We start from the raw sequence: 17,065 nt of genomic DNA on the forward strand, positions 1-17,065 counted from the left end.
CTACTTCCTCACGGCATAGCGGAGCCACACCGCCCCGCCCTTCAGCTTGCGGGAGGACTTGAGGTCGAGATCGATCACGCCCTCTTCCGAGCCGAGGTCGGGGGCCTTGAACATTGAGCGCGGGGAGGACCCGCCGACCAGCTGGGGATGCACCACCACGCTGACCTCGTCCACCAGCCCCTCGCGCAGCAGCACGCCGTTCAGGGTGCCTCCGCTGTCCACCCTCACCGTTTTAACGCCGTAGCGCTCGTTCAGCTCCTCCAGCGCGGCGCGCACATCTACCTTGTCCTTCCCGGCGGTGATGATGTCCACCCCCGCATTCCTCAGATAATCCAGGTGCTCTTCGGGAGTGGAGGCGGAGCACAGCGCCACCCCGGCCCGCCAGTACATGGAAGGCACGATCTTCTCCCACGTCTTGAAGCGCCCCCGGCCGTCCACGACCACCAGCAGGGGGAGGGACGGGTCAGTGGCCCCATCGTTCTCCCACTCGCAGGGGTCCGGCTGCATCATCGTTTCCGAACCGCACAGAGTGGCATCCTCCTTCCAGGTCGGGATGAGCGAATAGTAGAGGCCTATGTCGATCGATACCCAGTCTATCCGGCCGTCCACGCTGACGGCGTTGTGCAGTATCACGTACGGGAGCATGCGAACCATGGCACTAACGCGGGAGCGACGTAAAAGGATGACGGGGAGGTGGCCGAAAGCGCTCAGTCCGAGAACAGCCGGTCCAGCATCCACTTGCTGTCGAACTTGATGATGTCCTCGTACTCCTGGCCGGTGCTGAGGAACGCTATGGGCTTGCCGATGGAGTGGGCGATGGACAGCGCCGCCCCGCCTTTGGCGTCGGCGTCGATCTTGGTGAGAATGATGGCGTCGATGCCCACGGCCTTGTTGAACGCGGTGGCCTGCTCGATGGCATCGTTCCCGGCCAGCGCGTCCCCGACAAAGATGATGAGGTGCGGGTTGACGACCCTCTTGATCTTCTTCATCTCGTCCATGAGGTTGGCGTTGGTCTGCATGCGCCCGGCGGTGTCGACCAGAACGACATCGCGCCGCTTGGCCTTGGCGTGCTCGACGGCATCGTACGCGACGGCGGCGGGGTCGCCCCCGGCCTGGTGCTTTATGATCTTGGATCCCAGGCGCTCGGAGTGAATGGTCAGCTGCTCGATCGCTCCGGCGCGGAAGGTGTCGGAGGCCGAGAGCACGGACGTCAAACCCTGCTTCTGCAGGCGGTTGGCGATCTTGGCGATGGAGGTCGTCTTCCCGGTCCCGTTGATGCCGACGAACATTATGACCACCGGCTTCTCGTGGTCCTTGACGAACTCGTCGAAGTCGAACTCGCTCTTCTCCAGGACGTTCTGGATGGAGCTCTTGAGCCCCTCCTCCACCACCTGGTCGAGATCGTACTTCCGGCCGATCCTCTTGCCCTGGAGGGAATCCCGCACCCCCGCCTTTATCTCCTCGACGACCGGCAGGGCCACGTCGGACTCCAAAAGACCCAGTTCAAGCTCCCACAGAATGTCATCGACCTCGGACTGGTCGATCTTGCGGCCGCTGTCGCCGACGGCCTTGAGGACCTCCGGGGACGGTTCCTTGTGCGGCGCCTGCGCCGGGGCCTTTACCTCGGCCTCAGGCTGCGCCTTCTCGGCCTCGCCTTCCTGCTCGTCGCCCTTGCCCCTCAGGGAGGCAAGCTTCTTCTTGAGCGACTCGAACAAGGCGGACCACCTCGCCTTATCCCAACTGCTGCATGGCCTGCATCTCTTGCTGGACCGCCATGGACAGCTGGTCGGCCTGCTGCTCCAGGGCTATCCTGCGCTCGTCCAGCTTCTTCATGGTATCCACGAGCTCGTTGGCCCTGGACTCCATGGTCTTGACGGCCTCGTCCATGGACTTCTCCACCGATACCCCGGTGCCGAGGCCCACGATGGCCTTGCTGTTGGTGGCGACCTTGGCGAAAATGAAAGAGTTCCCGCCGATGGGAACGAGGAGCTCGGAGCCCTCCGGGGCGTCCTTGTACCGGGTCAGGGTCTCCTTGGCCCTGGCAAGCTCCTCCAAAGACATTTGCACGAGCTGCTGGTTCTGGGCTATGCTCTCCAGCTGGGTGCGGTAAAGCTCCAGCGCGGACATGGCCTGGCGCAGCTCGGCCTCGTTCATTGAGCCCCTCCGGCCAGGTGCTGGACCACCGGGTTGGTTATCTCTTCGCCACTGATGCTCTTGATCTCGTTGATCCTGATCTGCTGTCTGTTGAGCTTGTGGCGGCTCCCCAGGTTGGAATAGATTTGCTCGGTGACGCCGGCCTCGTTATCAGCGGCGACCTCGATGCTGAACTTCTGCCAGCTGAACTTGCCGGTCTTGAATTCACCAGTAGCGCGGTAAGCGTTCATATAATCCTCTCTTGCCCTTGGAAGGTAATCAATACAATAAACCTTTTGGTCTTGAACGGTTTTAATAACTTCGTGTCCCAGACCATCGTGGCCTACCATCCCGGAGGGCGTTTTCCCGCCCTGTCGGTGACGGGGGGGCGGTGCGAGCAGCAGTGCGACCACTGCCAAGGCCATTACCTCAAGGGCATGGGCCCGGCGACCACGCCGGGGGCGCTGATGGAGAGGGCCGCGGAGCTTGAGAGAAAGGGCGCCCGGGGCTTCCTGCTGAGCGGGGGGTGCGATGGGGCGGGGCGCGTGCCCCTGGCCCCCTTCGTCCCGGCCGTCCGGGAGATCAAGGAGCGGACCTCTCTGCTGGTCAACCTGCACACCGGACTGGTGGACGGGGGCGCCGCGGCCGAGCTGCTGTCCTCCGGGGCCGACTGCTTCTCCGTGGACGTGGTCCAGGACCGCGGCGTGATAAGGGAGGCGCTGCACCTGGAGGCGTCGCCGCAGGACTACGCCGCCACCCTGGAGGCGCTGTCCCCTGCGCCGAGGCTCGTTCCGCACATATGCGTGGGGTTGCAGTCCAAGGACGGGGAGAGGCGGTCGCTCGAGCTCGTCGCCGGGTACGACATAGCGGCCCTGGTGGTGCTGGGCCTGGCGCCCGCCAGAGGGACCCCCTGGGACGGGAGGACCTGGGACCTCCGCCGCCTGCCCCGCTTCGTGGAGCAGGCCTCGTCCCTCCTGGACGCCCCGGTCCTGGTGGGGTGCATGCGCCCCCGGGGGCAGTGGGAGGTGGAGCTGGAATGCATCAAGGCCGGGGCCGCCGGGATAGTGAACCCCTCCTCCCGGGCGGTGGAGGGGGCCATCTCTCTAGGATATTCTTTCGAGAAAAGAGAGGAGTGCTGCTCCTTTCACCGGTAGATGGCGCTCCTGGCGTACTTCTTCTTGATCGGGATGGTGTAGGCGATCCACGCCGCGTAGAACCCCATGAACAGTATCCCGAACAAGGTCATGAACCCGACGAAGGTGGACGACAGGGCCCTGTGCACGGTGTAGGTCGCGTCCACCGAGCCTTCCGCGGCGTTCACCACCAGGTAGTAGGTGCCGAAGCTGGCGCTCAGGGGGAACTCCAGGTCCACCCCGCCGGAGGCGTCGCCGGTGTACACCACCGAGAACTGCTTCAGCTTGACCATGTCGCCGGCGTAGAGCAGGTAGTTCGACTCCGAGATTATCAGCGCCTCGGCCGGGACGTCGGTCCTCACGTTCACCTTGTCAACGGTGGTCAGGCCGAACCGGTCCCGGCTCAGGAAGGTCGCCGTGGTGGACGTCGAGCTCGACTCCATGGAGTAGTTGGCGATGGCGTTGGACAGGAACGGCGTGAGCAGGAGCACGACCATCACGGCGGCGACGGCGATGATCACGAGGCTGCGTCGCTGCACGGTCTTGAGAATGAAGTACTTCGAGCTCGAACTCTTGGTGTACTTCAGCTCGAGCATGCGGAAGATGAAGCTCTCCACCCCCGCGACCAGGGCCATGAGGATGACGAAGTACAGGAACGCGCCGACGTTGAAGTAGAAGGGCTTCAGCTGTATGGAGCCGTCGACCACGATCAGGATGATGGCCGCGATGAACACCAGGACGACCTGCGCCATCATCAGCCGCTCCTTGGTGCGGCGGATCTGTTCTAGCTTGTACCCTCCTTGGAAGGTCTCCTTGTCAAAGCCCATGCGACCCCCGTAGGGATTTTAACCTGCGGATAAATATCTTTCCGCCTGATTCACTGCGTTGGACACTATGTCTGGCCATCGCTCTCGCCGGGGGCGTCCAGCGTGGCCATCTTCCTCGCGATCATGAACACCGCCATGTACGCGGGGGCCTCGCACCGCCCCTCGAAAGTCGCTCTTTCTCCGCGCAGCTCCACCTCCGCCCTCCCCCTGACGAACAGCTCCACCGGATCGTCGGTGTAGATGTCCGGCACGGCGTCCCGCAGCGGTTCGAAGCCGTCGAGCTCGTCCCTCTCCATTGTGGTGACCCTCAGCCCGGTCTTCCCGTGCAGGCTGCCCGGAAGGCGTATCAGGCGCTTTATGTCGCTGGTGACCGGCTCGTCGATCTCGGAGGTGAACATCGGCCGGGCCTCCTGGTCCAGCAGGCGGAGGAACAGCTCCACGTGCCTCTTGTCCCTGAAGTGGGCCAGCTCGTTCTTCTCCAGCATAAGCTGGGCGCCGTCCTTCCTGCCGGTCTTGGTGTAGAGATCGTCCAGCATGCCCCTGATCACCGCATCCGGCACGCCTTTCAGCGACGGGAACCTCTCCCGCAGGTCCTCCAGGTCCCGGGAGCGCATCTCCTCCACCAGCCATACCATGCCGTTGCGCATTCTGCGCCTCCAGCCTCCCGACCTCTCGGACGGCACGGAGCGCACCCTGCTCTCCTGCACGTTCCCCACGAAGCTCTTGGCGCTGACCACCCGCTCCGGGAACACCCATTCCATGTTGAGGTCGGTGCCGGCGATGTAGTCGACGATCTCCCTCCGCTCGTGGCTCTTCAGGGTGACCAGGCGGGCGTCGGCGACGTGGATGTGATACCCTCGGCCGCCGGAGAACACGATCTTCAGGTCGGAGTCGTCGAACCCCAGGTCCCCCAGCAGAAAATCGTCCAGCAGCCGCAGCAGCTCGACCTTGATGCGGGCGAGCATCTCAGGGTAGGACAGGGACTCCGCCCCCGGGACGTGGTCGGCGTCGAGGTCGAAGATGAGGTCCGCCCCCGCCCAGCTCTTCTCCTCCATGGTGGGGGCTCCTGGGTACTGATAGTACGCGGTGGAGTAGTACGCGTGCGACGGGACCTGGGAGCGCAAGAAGTAGTGCAGGTCCGCGGGGGCGGGGAAGCCGATGTGCCTCTGCACGAAGGTGCGGTCGAAGAACATGAACCCGAACTCCCTCCGCTCGAACCGCGCGGGCGGCGCGGGGGGGCGCTCCTGGTAGTAGCGGCGGAACCACCCCATCATGAAGTCCTGGTCCAGTCCCATCGCTCATGAAATGGCCTTACCGATTAAATCATTTGCCGCCCCTCACAGCACCTCGAGCCTCTGCGCCTCCTCGGTGTCGATCCTGGTCCCGGTGACCAGCAGCGCCAGGAGCGCCAGCGGCACCGTCAGCCATATGGATGTCGCCACCGAAAGGATGCCGGCCGCGGCGGCCGTGGTCAGCGCCACCCCCGTCGCGGCGAACACGTCCGAGACCACCGCCACGCTCCCGCTCCCCGCCGGCAGGAACACCTGGGCCGTGATCGATAGGGTGGATGCCACCACCACCGCGGGCAGGGACGCTATCGAGCCCAGGGCGGCCATGACCATGAACAGCCGGCCGAACTCCAGCGCCCAGATGGGGACGGTGAGCCCCGCCGCGGCCATGGTGAGCCTCCGGTTGGCCCCCTGCGAGTTCACCAGGGCCTGCCCGAAGGACCTCGCCGTCTTGTCCAGCGCCCCCTCCAGCCGGTCCGCCCCCTCCCCCCGCCGGAGCCGCCTGGCCGCCCTGGTGGCAACGCTCCCCGCCTTCGATATTATGTCGGGGTGCCGCAGCACCAGCAGGATCACGATGTTGGCCAGGACCACCAGGCCCACCACCGCGGTGATGACCATCCAGGCCTGGAAGGGCATGATGGGGAACAGCAGGACCGCCGACACGATCATGACCGCCGTCACCAGCATGACGTCCATGAGCTTCTCCTCCACGATGCTCGCCAGCCCCGAGCCGATGGGCACGCAGGCCTCCTTGTTCACCCCCACGATCCTGACCGCGTCGCCGAGGACCTTGACCGGGGTGAGGTCGTTGAGGGCCTGCCCCACCAGCAGCTGCACCAGGCTGGTGCGGAACCTTAGCTTCTGGTCCGCGGCGAGCAGGAGGACGTGCCACCTGACCGCCCGGAGAAGTATGCTGAGCAGGAACAGGGCCACCGCCGCGCCCAGCAGGAACAGGTCCACCGAGGCCAGCTTGTCCGCCAGGTCCCGGGGGTCGGCCTGGAGGACCAGGCCGCCCACCAGGATGACCGATATGGCCGCTATCGCCGCGTACCTCTTCCAATGCCTTTTCCATCCGGAGGCCATCTTGATTAGCCATGGGAGCGGCCTCCACATAAGCCAGCGCCGCTCCGGCGGCGCTTTCGGAAGCACAGCCTCGGATGAAATTCGACAGGCCTAAATACGTATTCCCTGATGATGGTGAACAGGTGTTAAGATGGGAGCAGTCTCTGCTAACCTTCGTGTTCTAATGATGTTCCTGGTCCTTAGCGGCATCTTTGTCGCTATCGGCTGGGCCGTCGGTGCGATCTTCTTCAACGACTGGGTCGCCGGAGCGCTGATATTCCTAGTGATCGCGGCAGCCATGAACATAGTATCCTACTTCTTCTCCTCGAAGATAGTGCTAGCATCTTATCGAGCAAAGGTGGTCTCCGAGGCCGATGCGCCCCGGCTGTACCGCATCGTGCGGAACATCTCCCAGACCGCCGGGCTGCCCATGCCACAGGTGGCCATAGTTCCCACCCAGACGCCCAACGCCTTCGCAACCGGCAGGAACCCCAAGCATGCCACCGTGGCCGCCACGGAAGGTATACTCAACCTCCTGAACGATGACGAGCTCACCGGCGTGCTGGCGCACGAGATGGCCCACGTCAAGGACCGCGACATCCTGGTGATGAGCGTCGCCGCCACTCTGGCGGGTGCGATATCGTACGCCTCGAGGTCGTTCTTCTGGGGCTCCATGTTCGGCGGCGGCAACCGCGACAACGGCAACATCCTCATCGCCGTGATCGTGGCCATCACCGCGCCCATCGCCGCGCTGATGCTGCAGATGGCGGTGTCCCGCAGCAGGGAGTACCTGGCCGACAGGGAGGGAGCGGAGATGATCGGGAAGCCCCTCTACCTCGCCAGCGCCCTCAGGAAGCTGGAGGCGGGGAACCGCGCCCGGCCCATGCAGTTCGGCAGCCCCACCTCCTCCGGGATGTGGATCGTCAATCCCTTCAAGGGCGGCGGGCTGGTGAACCTGTTCTCCACTCACCCTCCCATGGACGAGAGGATCAGGCGCCTGGAGAACATGGCCTCCGGCATAAGGATGTAAACTTCTTCCTTCCCCCTTTCTTCATTTTTTATGATCAGAACAGGAGGTCGTCCTCCAGCCCCTGCCGCCGCACGAAGCGGTACGGCATCTCCAGGCTGTAGACCTCGCTCAGGGCATGGTGCACGTCGGTGCCGACCGATATCTTGACCCTTCCGCGGAACGCGGCGTAGCGGTCCCTGGCCAGCTCGTAGAACGGCACCCCGTCCCTCTTGTACGGCCACGCGGTGTTGATCTCTACGAACAGGCCGTGGCCCCGGAGGTGCTCCGCCAGCTCCGGGGGGCTCAGGTCCTTGAAGTTCATCTCCAGGTCGTTGTGGGCGAGGCCGCAGGGGACCTTGAGCTGCGAGAGGAGGGGCTCCAGGCCCTCCACGGTGGTGCCGCGGTCGGTCTGCACGTACTCGAACAGGACCAGGTCGAGCTGGTTCAGGAGGTCGATCGGCAGGTTGTCGAGGTCGCACCGGCGGGGGTCAGTGTCAATCTCCACGCCCGCCAGGACCTTGACGTCCGGGTAGCGGCGCCCCAGATCGCGCAGCAGGTCCAGGTACTCCGGGAACTTTGGGGCCCTGAGCGAGCGGACCTTGGAGGTCTCGAAATGGTCGGTTATGGCGATGTGCGTCAGGTGGCCCTTCGACGCCGCTCCCACGATCTGCTCGGGGGTGTAGTCGCCGTCGGAGTACAGGGTGTGGGTGTGCAGGTTGATCAGTGAACCTGCTCCCATTTCTCCAGCTCCTGCACCTTGGAGAGGGTGCCGCCGCGCTTTATCTCCTCGCGCACGCGGTTCTCCCGCTCCGCCACGTCCAGGGAGCGGTTGGCGATCTCCACCGCCATCTCCTGCGGCACCACCACCACGCCGCTCTCGTCGCCGATGATCCAGTCCCCGGTGCGGACCACCATCTCCCCGCAGATGATCTCGTGCCCGATGCCGCCGTACCCCTTGGGCTCCCCGGCGTTGGGGGCGATGTGGCGGGAGAACGCCGGGAACCCCATCTCGTAGATGGCCTCGACATCGCGGACGGCGCCGTCGATGACCACTCCTCTGACGCCCCTCATGCGGCCGCTCCACGCCGCCAGCTCGCCGAACACCGCGATGTCGCTGCCCCCCGCGTCGACGACCAGGACATCGCCGTCGCTGGCCCGGTCGATGGCCTCCACCGGCTTGGCCCAGTCGCCCTTGGATGTCTGCACGGTGAGAGCGCGGCCCACCATCTTTACGCCGTGATCGATGCGGGGCAGGATGTTCTTCATCACTCCGCTCTTGTGCTGGGCGTCGGCGATGTTGCACGTCGACACCTTGGAGAACGCGGTGAACAGCTCATCCTTCCCGTACTTCTTCGAAAGCTCATTGGCGATGCCCTCGCCTGAGAGCATGGCGTCCTTGACCTTGCGGGTTGCGGCCGTCACGTTCTCGGCCTTGATGATCCCCCCGCCCACGATGACGATGGACGCCCCGGCCTTCATCAGCTCGGGGGCCGTTTCCGACGTTATCCCCCCGGCCACGGCGATGGGTATGGACACTGCCTCGGACACCTTCTTCAGCACTTCCAGGGGGGACGAGCTCCCCTTCATTTGCTCGTCGATCCCCACGTGCAGGCAGATGTACGAAGCTCCGAGCTCCTCGGCCCTCTTCGCTCTCGACGGACGATCGACCACCCCGATCATGTCCACCATGACCTTAGCGCCGTACTGCCGCGCCGACAGCACCGCCTCGCGGATGGTGCCGTCGTCGGAGAGGCCGAGCACCGACACTACGTCCGCGCCGCCCTTCGCCGCTATCTCCACCTCGGCCCCGCCGACGTCCATGGTCTTCATGTCCGCGACGATGACGTGTCCCGGGAACGCCCTCTTCAGGGTGCGGATGGAGTCCACTCCCTCCGATTTGATGAGCGGGGTCCCCGCCTCGATCCAATCAGCTCCCCCTTCCACGGCCTCTCCGGCGATCTCCACCGCCCGCTTGAGGTGCATCAGGTCCAGGGCCACCTGCAGCACGGGTTTCATGGGTGATGGAAGCCCTCTTCTCATTATAAGGGTTTCCAGCCGTCCGTTTGGTGATGTCCCTCAACGCGCTCCCTCGGCCCAGAAAGCCGCCGCAACCTGTGGGTCCTTCATGAGCGGCTGACAAAGATCTTTGAGAAGTGGCCGGATAAATCTTTAGTGTAGAAAGGTTTACCTCAGCCCCGATGTCGGAAGGCGTGGCGCGAGCGAGGTGCATTACTGGAATAGAGGGCCTCGACTCCATCCTGGGAGGCGGGATACCGGCGGGAAGCATGGTCCTCGTGACCGGCGTTCCTGGGGCCGGCAAGACCTCGCTGTCCCTGGAGTTCGCCATCCGCGGGGCCGTCATGGGCGAGAAGTCCCTGGTGCTGACCACGGTGGAGAGGCCGGAGAAGCTCCTGTCCTCCGTACCGGAATACGACTTCTACGACTACAAGCTCATGATGGACGGCACCCTGGCCATCATGGAGGTCCAGGAGCTGCTGGACAACCCCTCCACTTACGGTCGTCCGGAGACCAGGGAGGACATGATCAAGCTGGCCGAGAACCTCTCCAAGTACATCGGCGAGAACGAGATCAAGCGCCTGGTCGTCGATTCGTTCTCCACCATGTTCTACGGCTTCGAGGACGGCACCATCGTGCGCGACATGCTGCTGGTGCTGTCCGAGATGACCTACGTCAAGAACTGCACCTGCATGCTCATCTCCGACGCCGACCCCAAGGTCAGCATCGAGAGCCTCATCGCCGACGGGGTCATCGTGCTCGGCAACCACGAGCGCAAGACCGACCTGCTGCGGACGATGCAGGTGCTGAAGATGAAGGCCGCCTCCCACTCCCGATCCAAGTATGTCATCGACCTTACCAGCGCGGGCGTGCTGGTCACTCCCATGCTGAGGGGTGGGATATGAGCGACGATGTCAGCGGCCAGGTGGCCCAGCAGCTCAGCGACGTCGGCCCGGCCGTGGCGGTGGCGCTGGAGTTCCCGGTGGAGAAGTACTTCGAAGTTCTGCGCGGCCTGGTGGAGGAGTTCGCCAAGGAGAGGAAGATAGACTGCATATACATCTCCGCGGCGGTGCCCGCGACCACCATCCAGGCGACCTTTGACGCTCTGGAGATGGACTCCGGGAGCACGTCGTTCATCGACTGCATCTCCCAGATGACCATGGGCCCTCAGGAGAAGGGCACCGACCGGTTCATCTATGTTGAAAGCCCCACCTTCCTGGAGAACGTGGTGCTGAAGGTCCAGTACCTGATGCGCAAGCTCGGCGAGGGGCCGAAGCTGGTGGTGGTCGATTCCGTCAACGCCCTGTCGTTCCACAACGATACCAAGATCCTGTCGGAGTTCCTGCACATACTTATCAGCGGACTGAGCTCGAAGGACGCGTACCCTGTGATCCTCTCGATGAAGGAATCCCTGCGCCCGGAAGTGCATGAAATGCTTGCTCTAGTGTGCGATCAAGTGATAACTTTGGAAGGGCCAGAGTGAAGTTTAATTTATGATTCTATATTATTATCAGCGCAGATACGCAGGGTTCCTCAAAGATACCCATGCAGAAATCTTTATAATGCGCTCAAAAAATCGCGACATCGCGGTAGATAACACTACCCAGAAGGAGGACTATAAATGATGAAGTTGAAGAAGAGCATGAAGAACCGCTCTGCAGTGTCCCCTGTGATTGCCACCATCCTGATGGTCGCTATCACTGTGGTCCTTGCGGCTGTTCTGTATGTGATGGTTATGGGATTCGGGGAAGACCCCGGCAACAACCCGAACGGGTCTATCGGCCCCGCTCAGAGATTGGCTGAAGACAGTTACAAGGTCGGGGTAGGCTCGATCACTTCGACCGAGGTTCTGGTGTCCGACTGCAAGGTTAACCTGCTATACAATGGACAGGCAGGCGCGGCCATAGATGCAGATGAAGCTAGTGCAAAAGAGATAATTAAGGTCGGAACTGAACCAAACGTAGTATCTATATCTGGACTGTATCAGGACGTTGACGGAAACGACAAGATATCTGCTGGTGACACCATTCTGATCACCGGAGGCGCCGCTCTGCCTGCAGGCAACTACGAAGTGAAGCTTCTGGGCCCCAACGCTCAGATAGCGGCTTGCACGTTCACCGTGTACTAAACATTTCAATCCCTTTCCATTTTATTTTTTTAATCAATATATTTTAAGACATACGAACTCCATTTTACTTTTATCCATTATGATTCTATACAAATTAATATAAGTCCCGACGTTCCAAACAATTCTCCCGCTCTAAAACACGGAGCGTGGTGGTTAACGAAACGGGTCTGGAGAATTCATAACAAGTTGGGAGCGTCAGCAGTGGCCGGTACGGCCGCCGCGGCCGGCATCACCATGGTGCTGGCGGCGATGTTGTTCGGGGGCGTCGGTGACGTAGGCGATCATATCGAGATATCTCCGTTCGGCGCCTTCACCAAGGTGAAAGCGACGGGTGACAACACCGTCCGCATGGACTTCGGCACGTTCGCGCCAACGCCGATGTTCGTAAACTGCAAGCTGGTCATAAGCCCACCGTCAGGGGACCGTCTGCTTTCCTGGAACTTCACTCAGGTGGACGGCAAGATTATTGCTGTCGATGACGGGGCCAATGACGGCTTCACGCTGCACGTCACCGATCTGGGAGGCGAAGGCAAAGTGTCCATGGGCGACTTCGTGACCCTAAATGCGGACGAGGACATGGAACAGGGCGAATGGACGGTCAACATGGTCCACGCTCCGACCGGGGGCAGCATGGCAATGAAGACCTTCACCAGGTGAGCCAAACCACTTCCACCATCATTTTATTCTCGGCCGGCCTAAAGGCGCAGCATGCAGTCCTCGGAGGACCGCCACGCCGTCATCAAGGAAGCTCTGAGGGGCAAGAGCCTCACCACCATCGAGCTCGAGGCAGCCCTCGAGGAGCGGGGCGCACGATGCCCCGACGACCTCGCCCGAACGCTCAACATCATGAGGCGCAAAGGCCTGATTAGGGGGGCCGTGTCCACCGAGCGGGGCGGATGGGTGTGGTGGACCGAGGACTAGCGTTATCTATCGGGGCCGACGGTACACAATGACGATGGAGACCATCGCAGTCGGGGGCAGAGAGAGGGAGTTCATTCTTCACCTGCCAACGGGCGGTACCGAAGGCCTTCCTCTTATCATCGCCCTGCACTCGCTGAACAGCAATGCCAGGCTGATGGAGTTCATGACCGACCTGTCTCTGAGGGCCGACGAGCGCGGGTTCGTGGCGGCGTACCCGCAGGGCACTGGACCGGCCGGCAAGCGTTCGTGGAACGCGCTGTTCTGCTGCGCCGAGGCCAGGGCGCAAAAGGTCGACGACGTCGGGTTCGTATCCGAGCTCATCGAGCTGATGAAGGAGCGCTACGGCACCAGGGAAACGTTCGTCACCGGCTTCTCCAACGGCGGCATGCTCGCCCACGCGGCGGGATCATGCTGGCGGACAAGATCGACGCCATCGCCACGGTGGGAGCGACGATAGGTCCGGGGATGTGGGGCATGACGCCGCCGCGGCCGGTCCCCGCCCTCCTGATAAACGGGACCGTCGACCGGCTGGTCCCTTACGACGTGGCGAGGACCGATCCGCTCCTCTCGGCCAGGGAGGCCGTTCGCTACTGGGTGGAAAAGAACGGCTGCAATCCCGAACCGATGGTGAACGACACCGCGGAGATGATCATGGAAAGATATTCGGGCGGCAGGGACGGAAGCGAGGTCCTGGCCTGCCGTGTCAAGGATGCCGGCCATGTGTGGCCGGGGGGCCGCGTGCACACCAGCGCGGACCATGACCCCGGCACCGTCCGTGCCACGGACATGATCGTACACTTCTTCGAGTCGAAGATCAGCGGGTTCAGAGCTCGAAGTCATCCTCCTTCTGGTGCATCCTCGGCCTCGGCTGGGGCACCTTCTTGGCCCGCGGGACCGCGGGATAGTACGCTATGACCAGGGTCCTGGCGACGCCGTCGGACCACCGCTTGCGGGGGTCCCCCTCAATGGCCAGGCCGACCGCCACGTCGAAGGGGAGGAAGATGTACCAGAACAGTTTCGGTATCGAGCGTATGAAGGTTTGCCGGTAGGTCCTGCGCTCGCGCATGGACACCACCTTCAGGTGCACCAGCAGCTTGCCCACGGTGCGGCCGTAGCGGCCCTCCAGCAGGCCCGAGTAGAGGAACCACGCCACCCCCGCGCTCAGGCCGGTGACGATGGCGCGGTCGGAGATCGTCAAAAAGCTCAGGGCGAACCAGATGGGCACGAAGATCAGCGCGATGTCGATGAACCCCGCGACAAATCTCCTAAGCCAGTGGGAGCGAAGCGCTCCGCTGCTCTCGAGTATATCAAATCCTGTGTGCATCCCGAATCCCGGCAGGGGATTCTCGGCCTGTGAAATAAGCTTTTTGTCCCAGTTAATTTATAAAAAACTGGAATGTTGACAATGGTGCACCTCCGATCGCCCATCATTCATCACCGGTCAGCACGATAGTCCTCTTCATCGGTGCAAGGCTCCCACAGCCCTTCTTCGGAATAAATTTATCGATGCAACGGTCGCCATATTCTCATACCCGTTCCGCCTTCCGGAGTCAAGAGGAACGATCACATGGTCGACCGGGATCACGAAGCGCCCAAGAAGCGCGTGCTGTTCATCTGCTGCCACAACGCCGCCCGCTCCCAGATGGCGGAGGCCCTCCTCAACGCCCGGTACGGGGAGAGGTTCCGCGCCTTCTCCGCCGGCACCGAGCCGAGCGAGGCGATCGACCCCCTGGCCATGGAGGCGATGAAGGAGATCGGCATCGACATGTCCAAGCAAAGGACCAAGAGCGTGGACGAGCTCATCCGCATCCAGGCGGTGTTCGATTACGTCGTCACGGTATGCCCGAAGGCCCGCATGACCTGCCCCTACTTCCCCGCCCCGGAACAGGTGCACGTCGGATTCGACGACCCCGAGGACCTCGAGGGGAGCGAGGAGGAGCGCATGGCCCTGATGCGAAAGGTCCGCGACGACATCGGGGAGTGGATCGACCGCTTCTTCGGGTCCCGCTGAGATCACAGGACGCTGAGGAAGAACCAGTACACCAGGCAGTTCAGCGCGGTGAGCGGGACCCCCACCTTGGCGAACTCCAGGAAGGTGAGCGTGCACCCCTCCTTCTCGGCGTTCTGGATGATTATGACGTTGCTCGCCGCCCCCAGGATGAACAGGTTCCCGGCGATGGTGCTCCCGGCGGCCAGCGCAAGCATCTCGTTCGGTCCGGCCCCGGCCTGCATCAGCAGCGGCATGATCAGCGCGACGTAGGGGACGTTGGAAACGAGCTGGCTTATGCCAACGCTCATCCCCAGAATCACCGGCACCGAGGCGATCCCCTCCACGCCGCCGACCAGCCCCTGGAAGAATCCGGTGGACCACACCGCCGCCATCAGCACGAACATGGAGGCGAAGAACACCAGGGTCGGCCAGTCCACCTTCCTGACGATGTCCGCGCGCTGGGGGGAGAACACCACTATCGGCAGCGCGGCGGCGACGGCGATGAGGGTGAGCGGGAAGTCGTACTGTGGCGCGATATACGCCACCGAGATCTTGGCCGCAATGGCCACGGCGATGATGGCCAGGGACGCCTTGCACAGGCGGGCCAGCCGGGGGTCCCCGATCGGCTCCTCATGATGCTCCAGCTCCCTCGGCGCGAACTCCTTCCTGAAGAACAGCTTGAGCACGAGGTACGCGAGCAGCAGGTTCACCAGTGTGGGGAGAAGCAGGAGCGAGAAGAACGACACGAAAGGGTCCGGGACGCCCCCGCTCACGGCGATGAGCAGGTTCTGGGGGTTCCCGATAGGGCTCATGGCGCTGCCGATGGTGACGGCGAACGCCAGGGACAGCAGCATCAGCTTCGGCGAGATCTTGTACCTCGAAGCGTAGTGCAGCACCAGGGGCGTGCCGATGATGGCCAAAGTATCGTTCATCAGGAAGGCGGAGAGCAGCCCGACGGAGAACAGCATCAGCAGGATTAGACGGTCCACGCTCCCGGCCCGGTCGAAGATGGAGTGCGCCATGTGGAAGAGGTACCCGCTACGGTGCAGGGCCTCCCCCACGATGAACATGCCCAGCAGGAACAGCATCACGTCGAGGTCGATCGCCGCCAGCGCGTCCGGTATGCTGATCTGCATCGTCGCCAGCACCGCCACCGCGCCGCCCAGCATGACCTGCCAGATCTTCAGGCGGAACCTGCCGACCTGACGCACCGCGATGAGCGCGAAAACGATGAACATGACGATGACCGGGACGCTCAGCTCCATCGGCGCCGGGGACCGCCGAGGGCGGATATAAGCAATATGTACAATGCTAGCGGGGGTCGCGCGCCCCCATGGTCCCAATCGATGCGGCCTCGTCCTGGGCGTGACAGGATCGTTCGGGTCGGAACTATAGTGCGCCTCAAAAAGAGAGCATAATGAGCCTAGATGCCCGTTTGGACCGAGGCCAATGTTCCGGCGACCGGAGCGAGGGCGGACATGGGCTAGGAGCAAAGAGGCCTCGCCGTCCGCCGTGCTCGCCCCTATGTCTCTATCGAACGCAGTGCATGAGGGAAAGAGTTACCCTGAGGGGGCGGCTCCGCTATGGAGCGCCTCGCGGACGCCTCATCGCTCAGGGCCGAGAGCGAGCTCTCACTTTTTCTTCTTGGTGGTCTTGGCCGCCGGCGCGGGCGCTGCCTTGCTCTTGGTGCTGGCGACGGCCTTGGCCGCGGGGGCTTCTTCCTTCTTGGCGCTGGTCTTGGTCTTGCATGCCATTATTATACACTTCTCCTTTGCGAGAGAGAATAGCGGGACCCTTTTTGGATTTAACTATTGTTTGTAGTCAGATGAGACGGGAACAGAATCGGAAATCTATTTGTCGGAGCCCCGCTTAGTGGTGGCCGCATGGACGTCAGGCTGTACGTTTACGACGAGGACCAGTGCGATCCCAAGAAGTGCACCGGGAAGAAGCTGGTGCGCTTCAAGCTGGCTCAAGAGGTGCCGTCCCTGAGGCGAGTGCCGTACGGGGCCGTCGTGCTCACGCCGTTCTCGCAGAAGTCCATCTCCCGCGAGGACGCCGGCAAGGCCCAGGCGCACGGCCTGCTGGTGATGGACATGTCCTGGAACAGCATCGAGGGGTTCCCCAAGCTCCGGGGCGACCTCCAGCAGCGTGCCCTGCCGTACATGCTCGCCGCCAACCCGGTGAACTGGGGCAAGCCGTTCAAGCTGTCCAGCGTGGAGGCGCTGGCCGCGTCCCTCTACATCATGGGGTACAAGGATCAGGCCCGGGCGATCCTCTCCAAGTTCTCGTGGGGGGAGCAGTTCCTGAAGCTGAACCAGGAGCCCCTGGACCGCTACTCCGAAGTGGAGACCAGCGCCGAGGTGGTGCGGATCCAGATGGAATATGTGCCGCCGGAGCGGCCGGAAAAGGGCGAGGAAAAGTAGTTGCACCCCCTCGCTCCAATATATTCGAGCGCCATTTTCGAGAACCCCCGGGTTACGTTGATATGGTGGGTCGACGTGGCCTGATTGCAGTCGAAATGGCAATCAGCCAGATTGGCGTTGGCCGGCGATAGAAC

Annotated in this window: 23 protein-coding genes; 11 read left to right on the top strand and 12 right to left on the bottom strand. The window is 62.8% G+C overall.

Annotated features, from left to right (window positions below; all coding sequences use genetic code 11):
* The 4 genes from WYS_RS11870 to rpl18a are packed head-to-tail and all read right to left on the bottom strand — an operon-like array spanning position 1 to position 2,384.
* Positions 1-654, bottom strand: a complete 654-nt coding sequence (locus WYS_RS11870; RefSeq protein WP_019178394.1) for a dihydrofolate reductase family protein — start codon at positions 652-654, stop codon at positions 1-3.
* A gap of 53 nt (positions 655-707) precedes the next feature.
* Complete coding sequence (ftsY, locus tag WYS_RS11875) at positions 708-1,715, bottom strand: signal recognition particle-docking protein FtsY (RefSeq protein ID WP_019178395.1); 1,008 nt, start codon at positions 1,713-1,715, stop codon at positions 708-710.
* A 16-nt stretch (positions 1,716-1,731) separates the two neighbouring features.
* Complete coding sequence (pfdA, locus tag WYS_RS11880; protein ID WP_019178396.1) at positions 1,732-2,154, bottom strand: prefoldin subunit alpha; 423 nt, start codon at positions 2,152-2,154, stop codon at positions 1,732-1,734.
* Positions 2,151-2,384 carry a 50S ribosomal protein L18Ae gene (gene rpl18a / locus WYS_RS11885; protein WP_019178397.1) on the bottom strand — a complete coding sequence of 78 codons (234 nt, stop codon included), beginning with the start codon at positions 2,382-2,384 and terminating at the stop codon, positions 2,151-2,153. The genes pfdA and rpl18a overlap by 4 nt, the downstream gene beginning before the upstream one ends.
* A 72-nt stretch (positions 2,385-2,456) precedes the next feature.
* Between rpl18a and WYS_RS11890 the strand changes: the two genes are divergently transcribed.
* Positions 2,457-3,287, top strand: coding sequence for a hypothetical protein (locus tag WYS_RS11890; RefSeq protein WP_019178398.1), 831 nt, complete (start codon positions 2,457-2,459; stop codon positions 3,285-3,287).
* Here the strand turns inward: WYS_RS11890 and WYS_RS11895 are convergent.
* From WYS_RS11895 to WYS_RS11905, 3 genes are all read right to left on the bottom strand, one after another.
* Positions 3,278-4,093: a hypothetical protein gene (locus WYS_RS11895; protein WP_019178399.1), complete on the bottom strand. Its 816-nt coding sequence runs from the start codon at positions 4,091-4,093 to the stop codon at positions 3,278-3,280. The two genes, WYS_RS11890 and WYS_RS11895, sit on opposite strands and share 10 nt — an antisense overlap.
* 65 nt (positions 4,094-4,158) lie before the next feature.
* Complete coding sequence (priS, locus tag WYS_RS11900) at positions 4,159-5,388, bottom strand: DNA primase catalytic subunit PriS (RefSeq protein ID WP_019178400.1); 1,230 nt, start codon at positions 5,386-5,388, stop codon at positions 4,159-4,161.
* 42 nt (positions 5,389-5,430) lie between these two features.
* Positions 5,431-6,465: a lysylphosphatidylglycerol synthase transmembrane domain-containing protein gene (locus tag WYS_RS11905; RefSeq protein ID WP_019178401.1), complete on the bottom strand. Its 1,035-nt coding sequence runs from the start codon at positions 6,463-6,465 to the stop codon at positions 5,431-5,433.
* A gap of 163 nt (positions 6,466-6,628) precedes the next feature.
* On the opposite strand from WYS_RS11905, the gene WYS_RS11910 reads away from it, so the two are divergent.
* A complete protein-coding gene (locus WYS_RS11910) occupies positions 6,629-7,474 on the top strand; it encodes a zinc metalloprotease HtpX (RefSeq protein ID WP_019178402.1) in 846 nt (281 codons plus the stop codon).
* 34 nt (positions 7,475-7,508) lie between these two features.
* Here the strand turns inward: WYS_RS11910 and WYS_RS15285 are convergent, their stop codons facing one another.
* Both WYS_RS15285 and hxlA read right to left on the bottom strand, forming a co-directional pair.
* Positions 7,509-8,192, bottom strand: coding sequence for a PHP domain-containing protein (locus WYS_RS15285; RefSeq protein WP_019178403.1), 684 nt, complete (start codon positions 8,190-8,192; stop codon positions 7,509-7,511).
* Positions 8,174-9,469: a 3-hexulose-6-phosphate synthase gene (gene hxlA / locus WYS_RS11920; RefSeq protein ID WP_019178404.1), complete on the bottom strand. Its 1,296-nt coding sequence runs from the start codon at positions 9,467-9,469 to the stop codon at positions 8,174-8,176. The genes WYS_RS15285 and hxlA overlap by 19 nt, the downstream gene beginning before the upstream one ends.
* Positions 9,470-9,651: 182 nt before the next feature.
* On the opposite strand from hxlA, the gene WYS_RS11925 reads away from it, so the two are divergent.
* The 7 genes from WYS_RS11925 to WYS_RS16150 all read left to right on the top strand — a co-directional run bounded on the left by WYS_RS11925 (position 9,652) and on the right by WYS_RS16150 (position 13,433).
* Positions 9,652-10,374, top strand: a complete 723-nt coding sequence (locus WYS_RS11925) for an RAD55 family ATPase (RefSeq protein ID WP_019178405.1) — start codon at positions 9,652-9,654, stop codon at positions 10,372-10,374.
* A complete protein-coding gene (locus tag WYS_RS11930; RefSeq protein ID WP_019178406.1) occupies positions 10,371-10,952 on the top strand; it encodes a hypothetical protein in 582 nt (193 codons plus the stop codon). Before WYS_RS11925 ends, WYS_RS11930 begins: the two co-directional genes overlap by 4 nt.
* Before the next feature lie 138 nt (positions 10,953-11,090).
* On the top strand, positions 11,091-11,597 hold the full coding sequence (locus WYS_RS11940; protein ID WP_019178408.1) for an archaellin/type IV pilin N-terminal domain-containing protein: 507 nt from the start codon (positions 11,091-11,093) through the stop codon (positions 11,595-11,597).
* Positions 11,598-11,798: 201 nt separating this feature from the next.
* Positions 11,799-12,254, top strand: coding sequence for a hypothetical protein (locus WYS_RS11945; RefSeq protein WP_019178409.1), 456 nt, complete (start codon positions 11,799-11,801; stop codon positions 12,252-12,254).
* Between the two features lie 51 nt (positions 12,255-12,305).
* Positions 12,306-12,518, top strand: a complete 213-nt coding sequence (locus tag WYS_RS11950; RefSeq protein WP_019178410.1) for a hypothetical protein — start codon at positions 12,306-12,308, stop codon at positions 12,516-12,518.
* Positions 12,519-12,552: 34 nt separating this feature from the next.
* On the top strand, positions 12,553-12,975 hold the full coding sequence (locus WYS_RS11955) for an alpha/beta hydrolase family esterase (RefSeq protein ID WP_026069083.1): 423 nt from the start codon (positions 12,553-12,555) through the stop codon (positions 12,973-12,975).
* Entirely contained in the window at positions 12,927-13,433 is a 507-nt protein-coding gene (locus WYS_RS16150; protein ID WP_147654270.1) for a hypothetical protein, read from the top strand. The genes WYS_RS11955 and WYS_RS16150 overlap by 49 nt, the downstream gene beginning before the upstream one ends.
* Here WYS_RS16150 and WYS_RS11960 read toward each other — a convergent pair.
* The gene (locus tag WYS_RS11960; protein ID WP_019178411.1) at positions 13,342-13,842 is read right to left on the bottom strand and encodes an RDD family protein; all 501 of its coding nucleotides are present in this window, start codon (positions 13,840-13,842) and stop codon (positions 13,342-13,344) included. The two genes, WYS_RS16150 and WYS_RS11960, sit on opposite strands and share 92 nt — an antisense overlap.
* Positions 13,843-14,085: 243 nt before the next feature.
* Between WYS_RS11960 and WYS_RS11965 the strand changes: the two genes are divergently transcribed.
* Positions 14,086-14,529: an arsenate reductase ArsC gene (locus WYS_RS11965; protein WP_019178412.1), complete on the top strand. Its 444-nt coding sequence runs from the start codon at positions 14,086-14,088 to the stop codon at positions 14,527-14,529.
* A gap of 2 nt (positions 14,530-14,531) precedes the next feature.
* Here the strand turns inward: WYS_RS11965 and WYS_RS11970 are convergent, their stop codons facing one another.
* Both WYS_RS11970 and WYS_RS16550 read right to left on the bottom strand, forming a co-directional pair.
* Entirely contained in the window at positions 14,532-15,773 is a 1,242-nt protein-coding gene (locus WYS_RS11970; RefSeq protein ID WP_019178413.1) for an anion transporter, read from the bottom strand.
* Between the two features lie 366 nt (positions 15,774-16,139).
* Positions 16,140-16,262 (bottom strand): hypothetical protein, encoded by a 123-nt coding sequence (locus WYS_RS16550; protein ID WP_019178414.1) that lies wholly within the window; start codon positions 16,260-16,262, stop codon positions 16,140-16,142.
* Positions 16,263-16,391: 129 nt separating this feature from the next.
* Here WYS_RS16550 and WYS_RS15290 point away from each other — a divergent pair, with 129 nt between their 5' ends.
* The gene (locus tag WYS_RS15290) at positions 16,392-16,931 is read left to right on the top strand and encodes a DUF367 family protein (protein ID WP_019178415.1); all 540 of its coding nucleotides are present in this window, start codon (positions 16,392-16,394) and stop codon (positions 16,929-16,931) included.
* Positions 16,932-17,065 lie beyond the last annotated feature (134 nt).

It is taken from the genome of Methanomassiliicoccus luminyensis B10 (assembly GCF_000308215.1).
GTDB lineage: Archaea > Thermoplasmatota > Thermoplasmata > Methanomassiliicoccales > Methanomassiliicoccaceae > Methanomassiliicoccus > Methanomassiliicoccus luminyensis.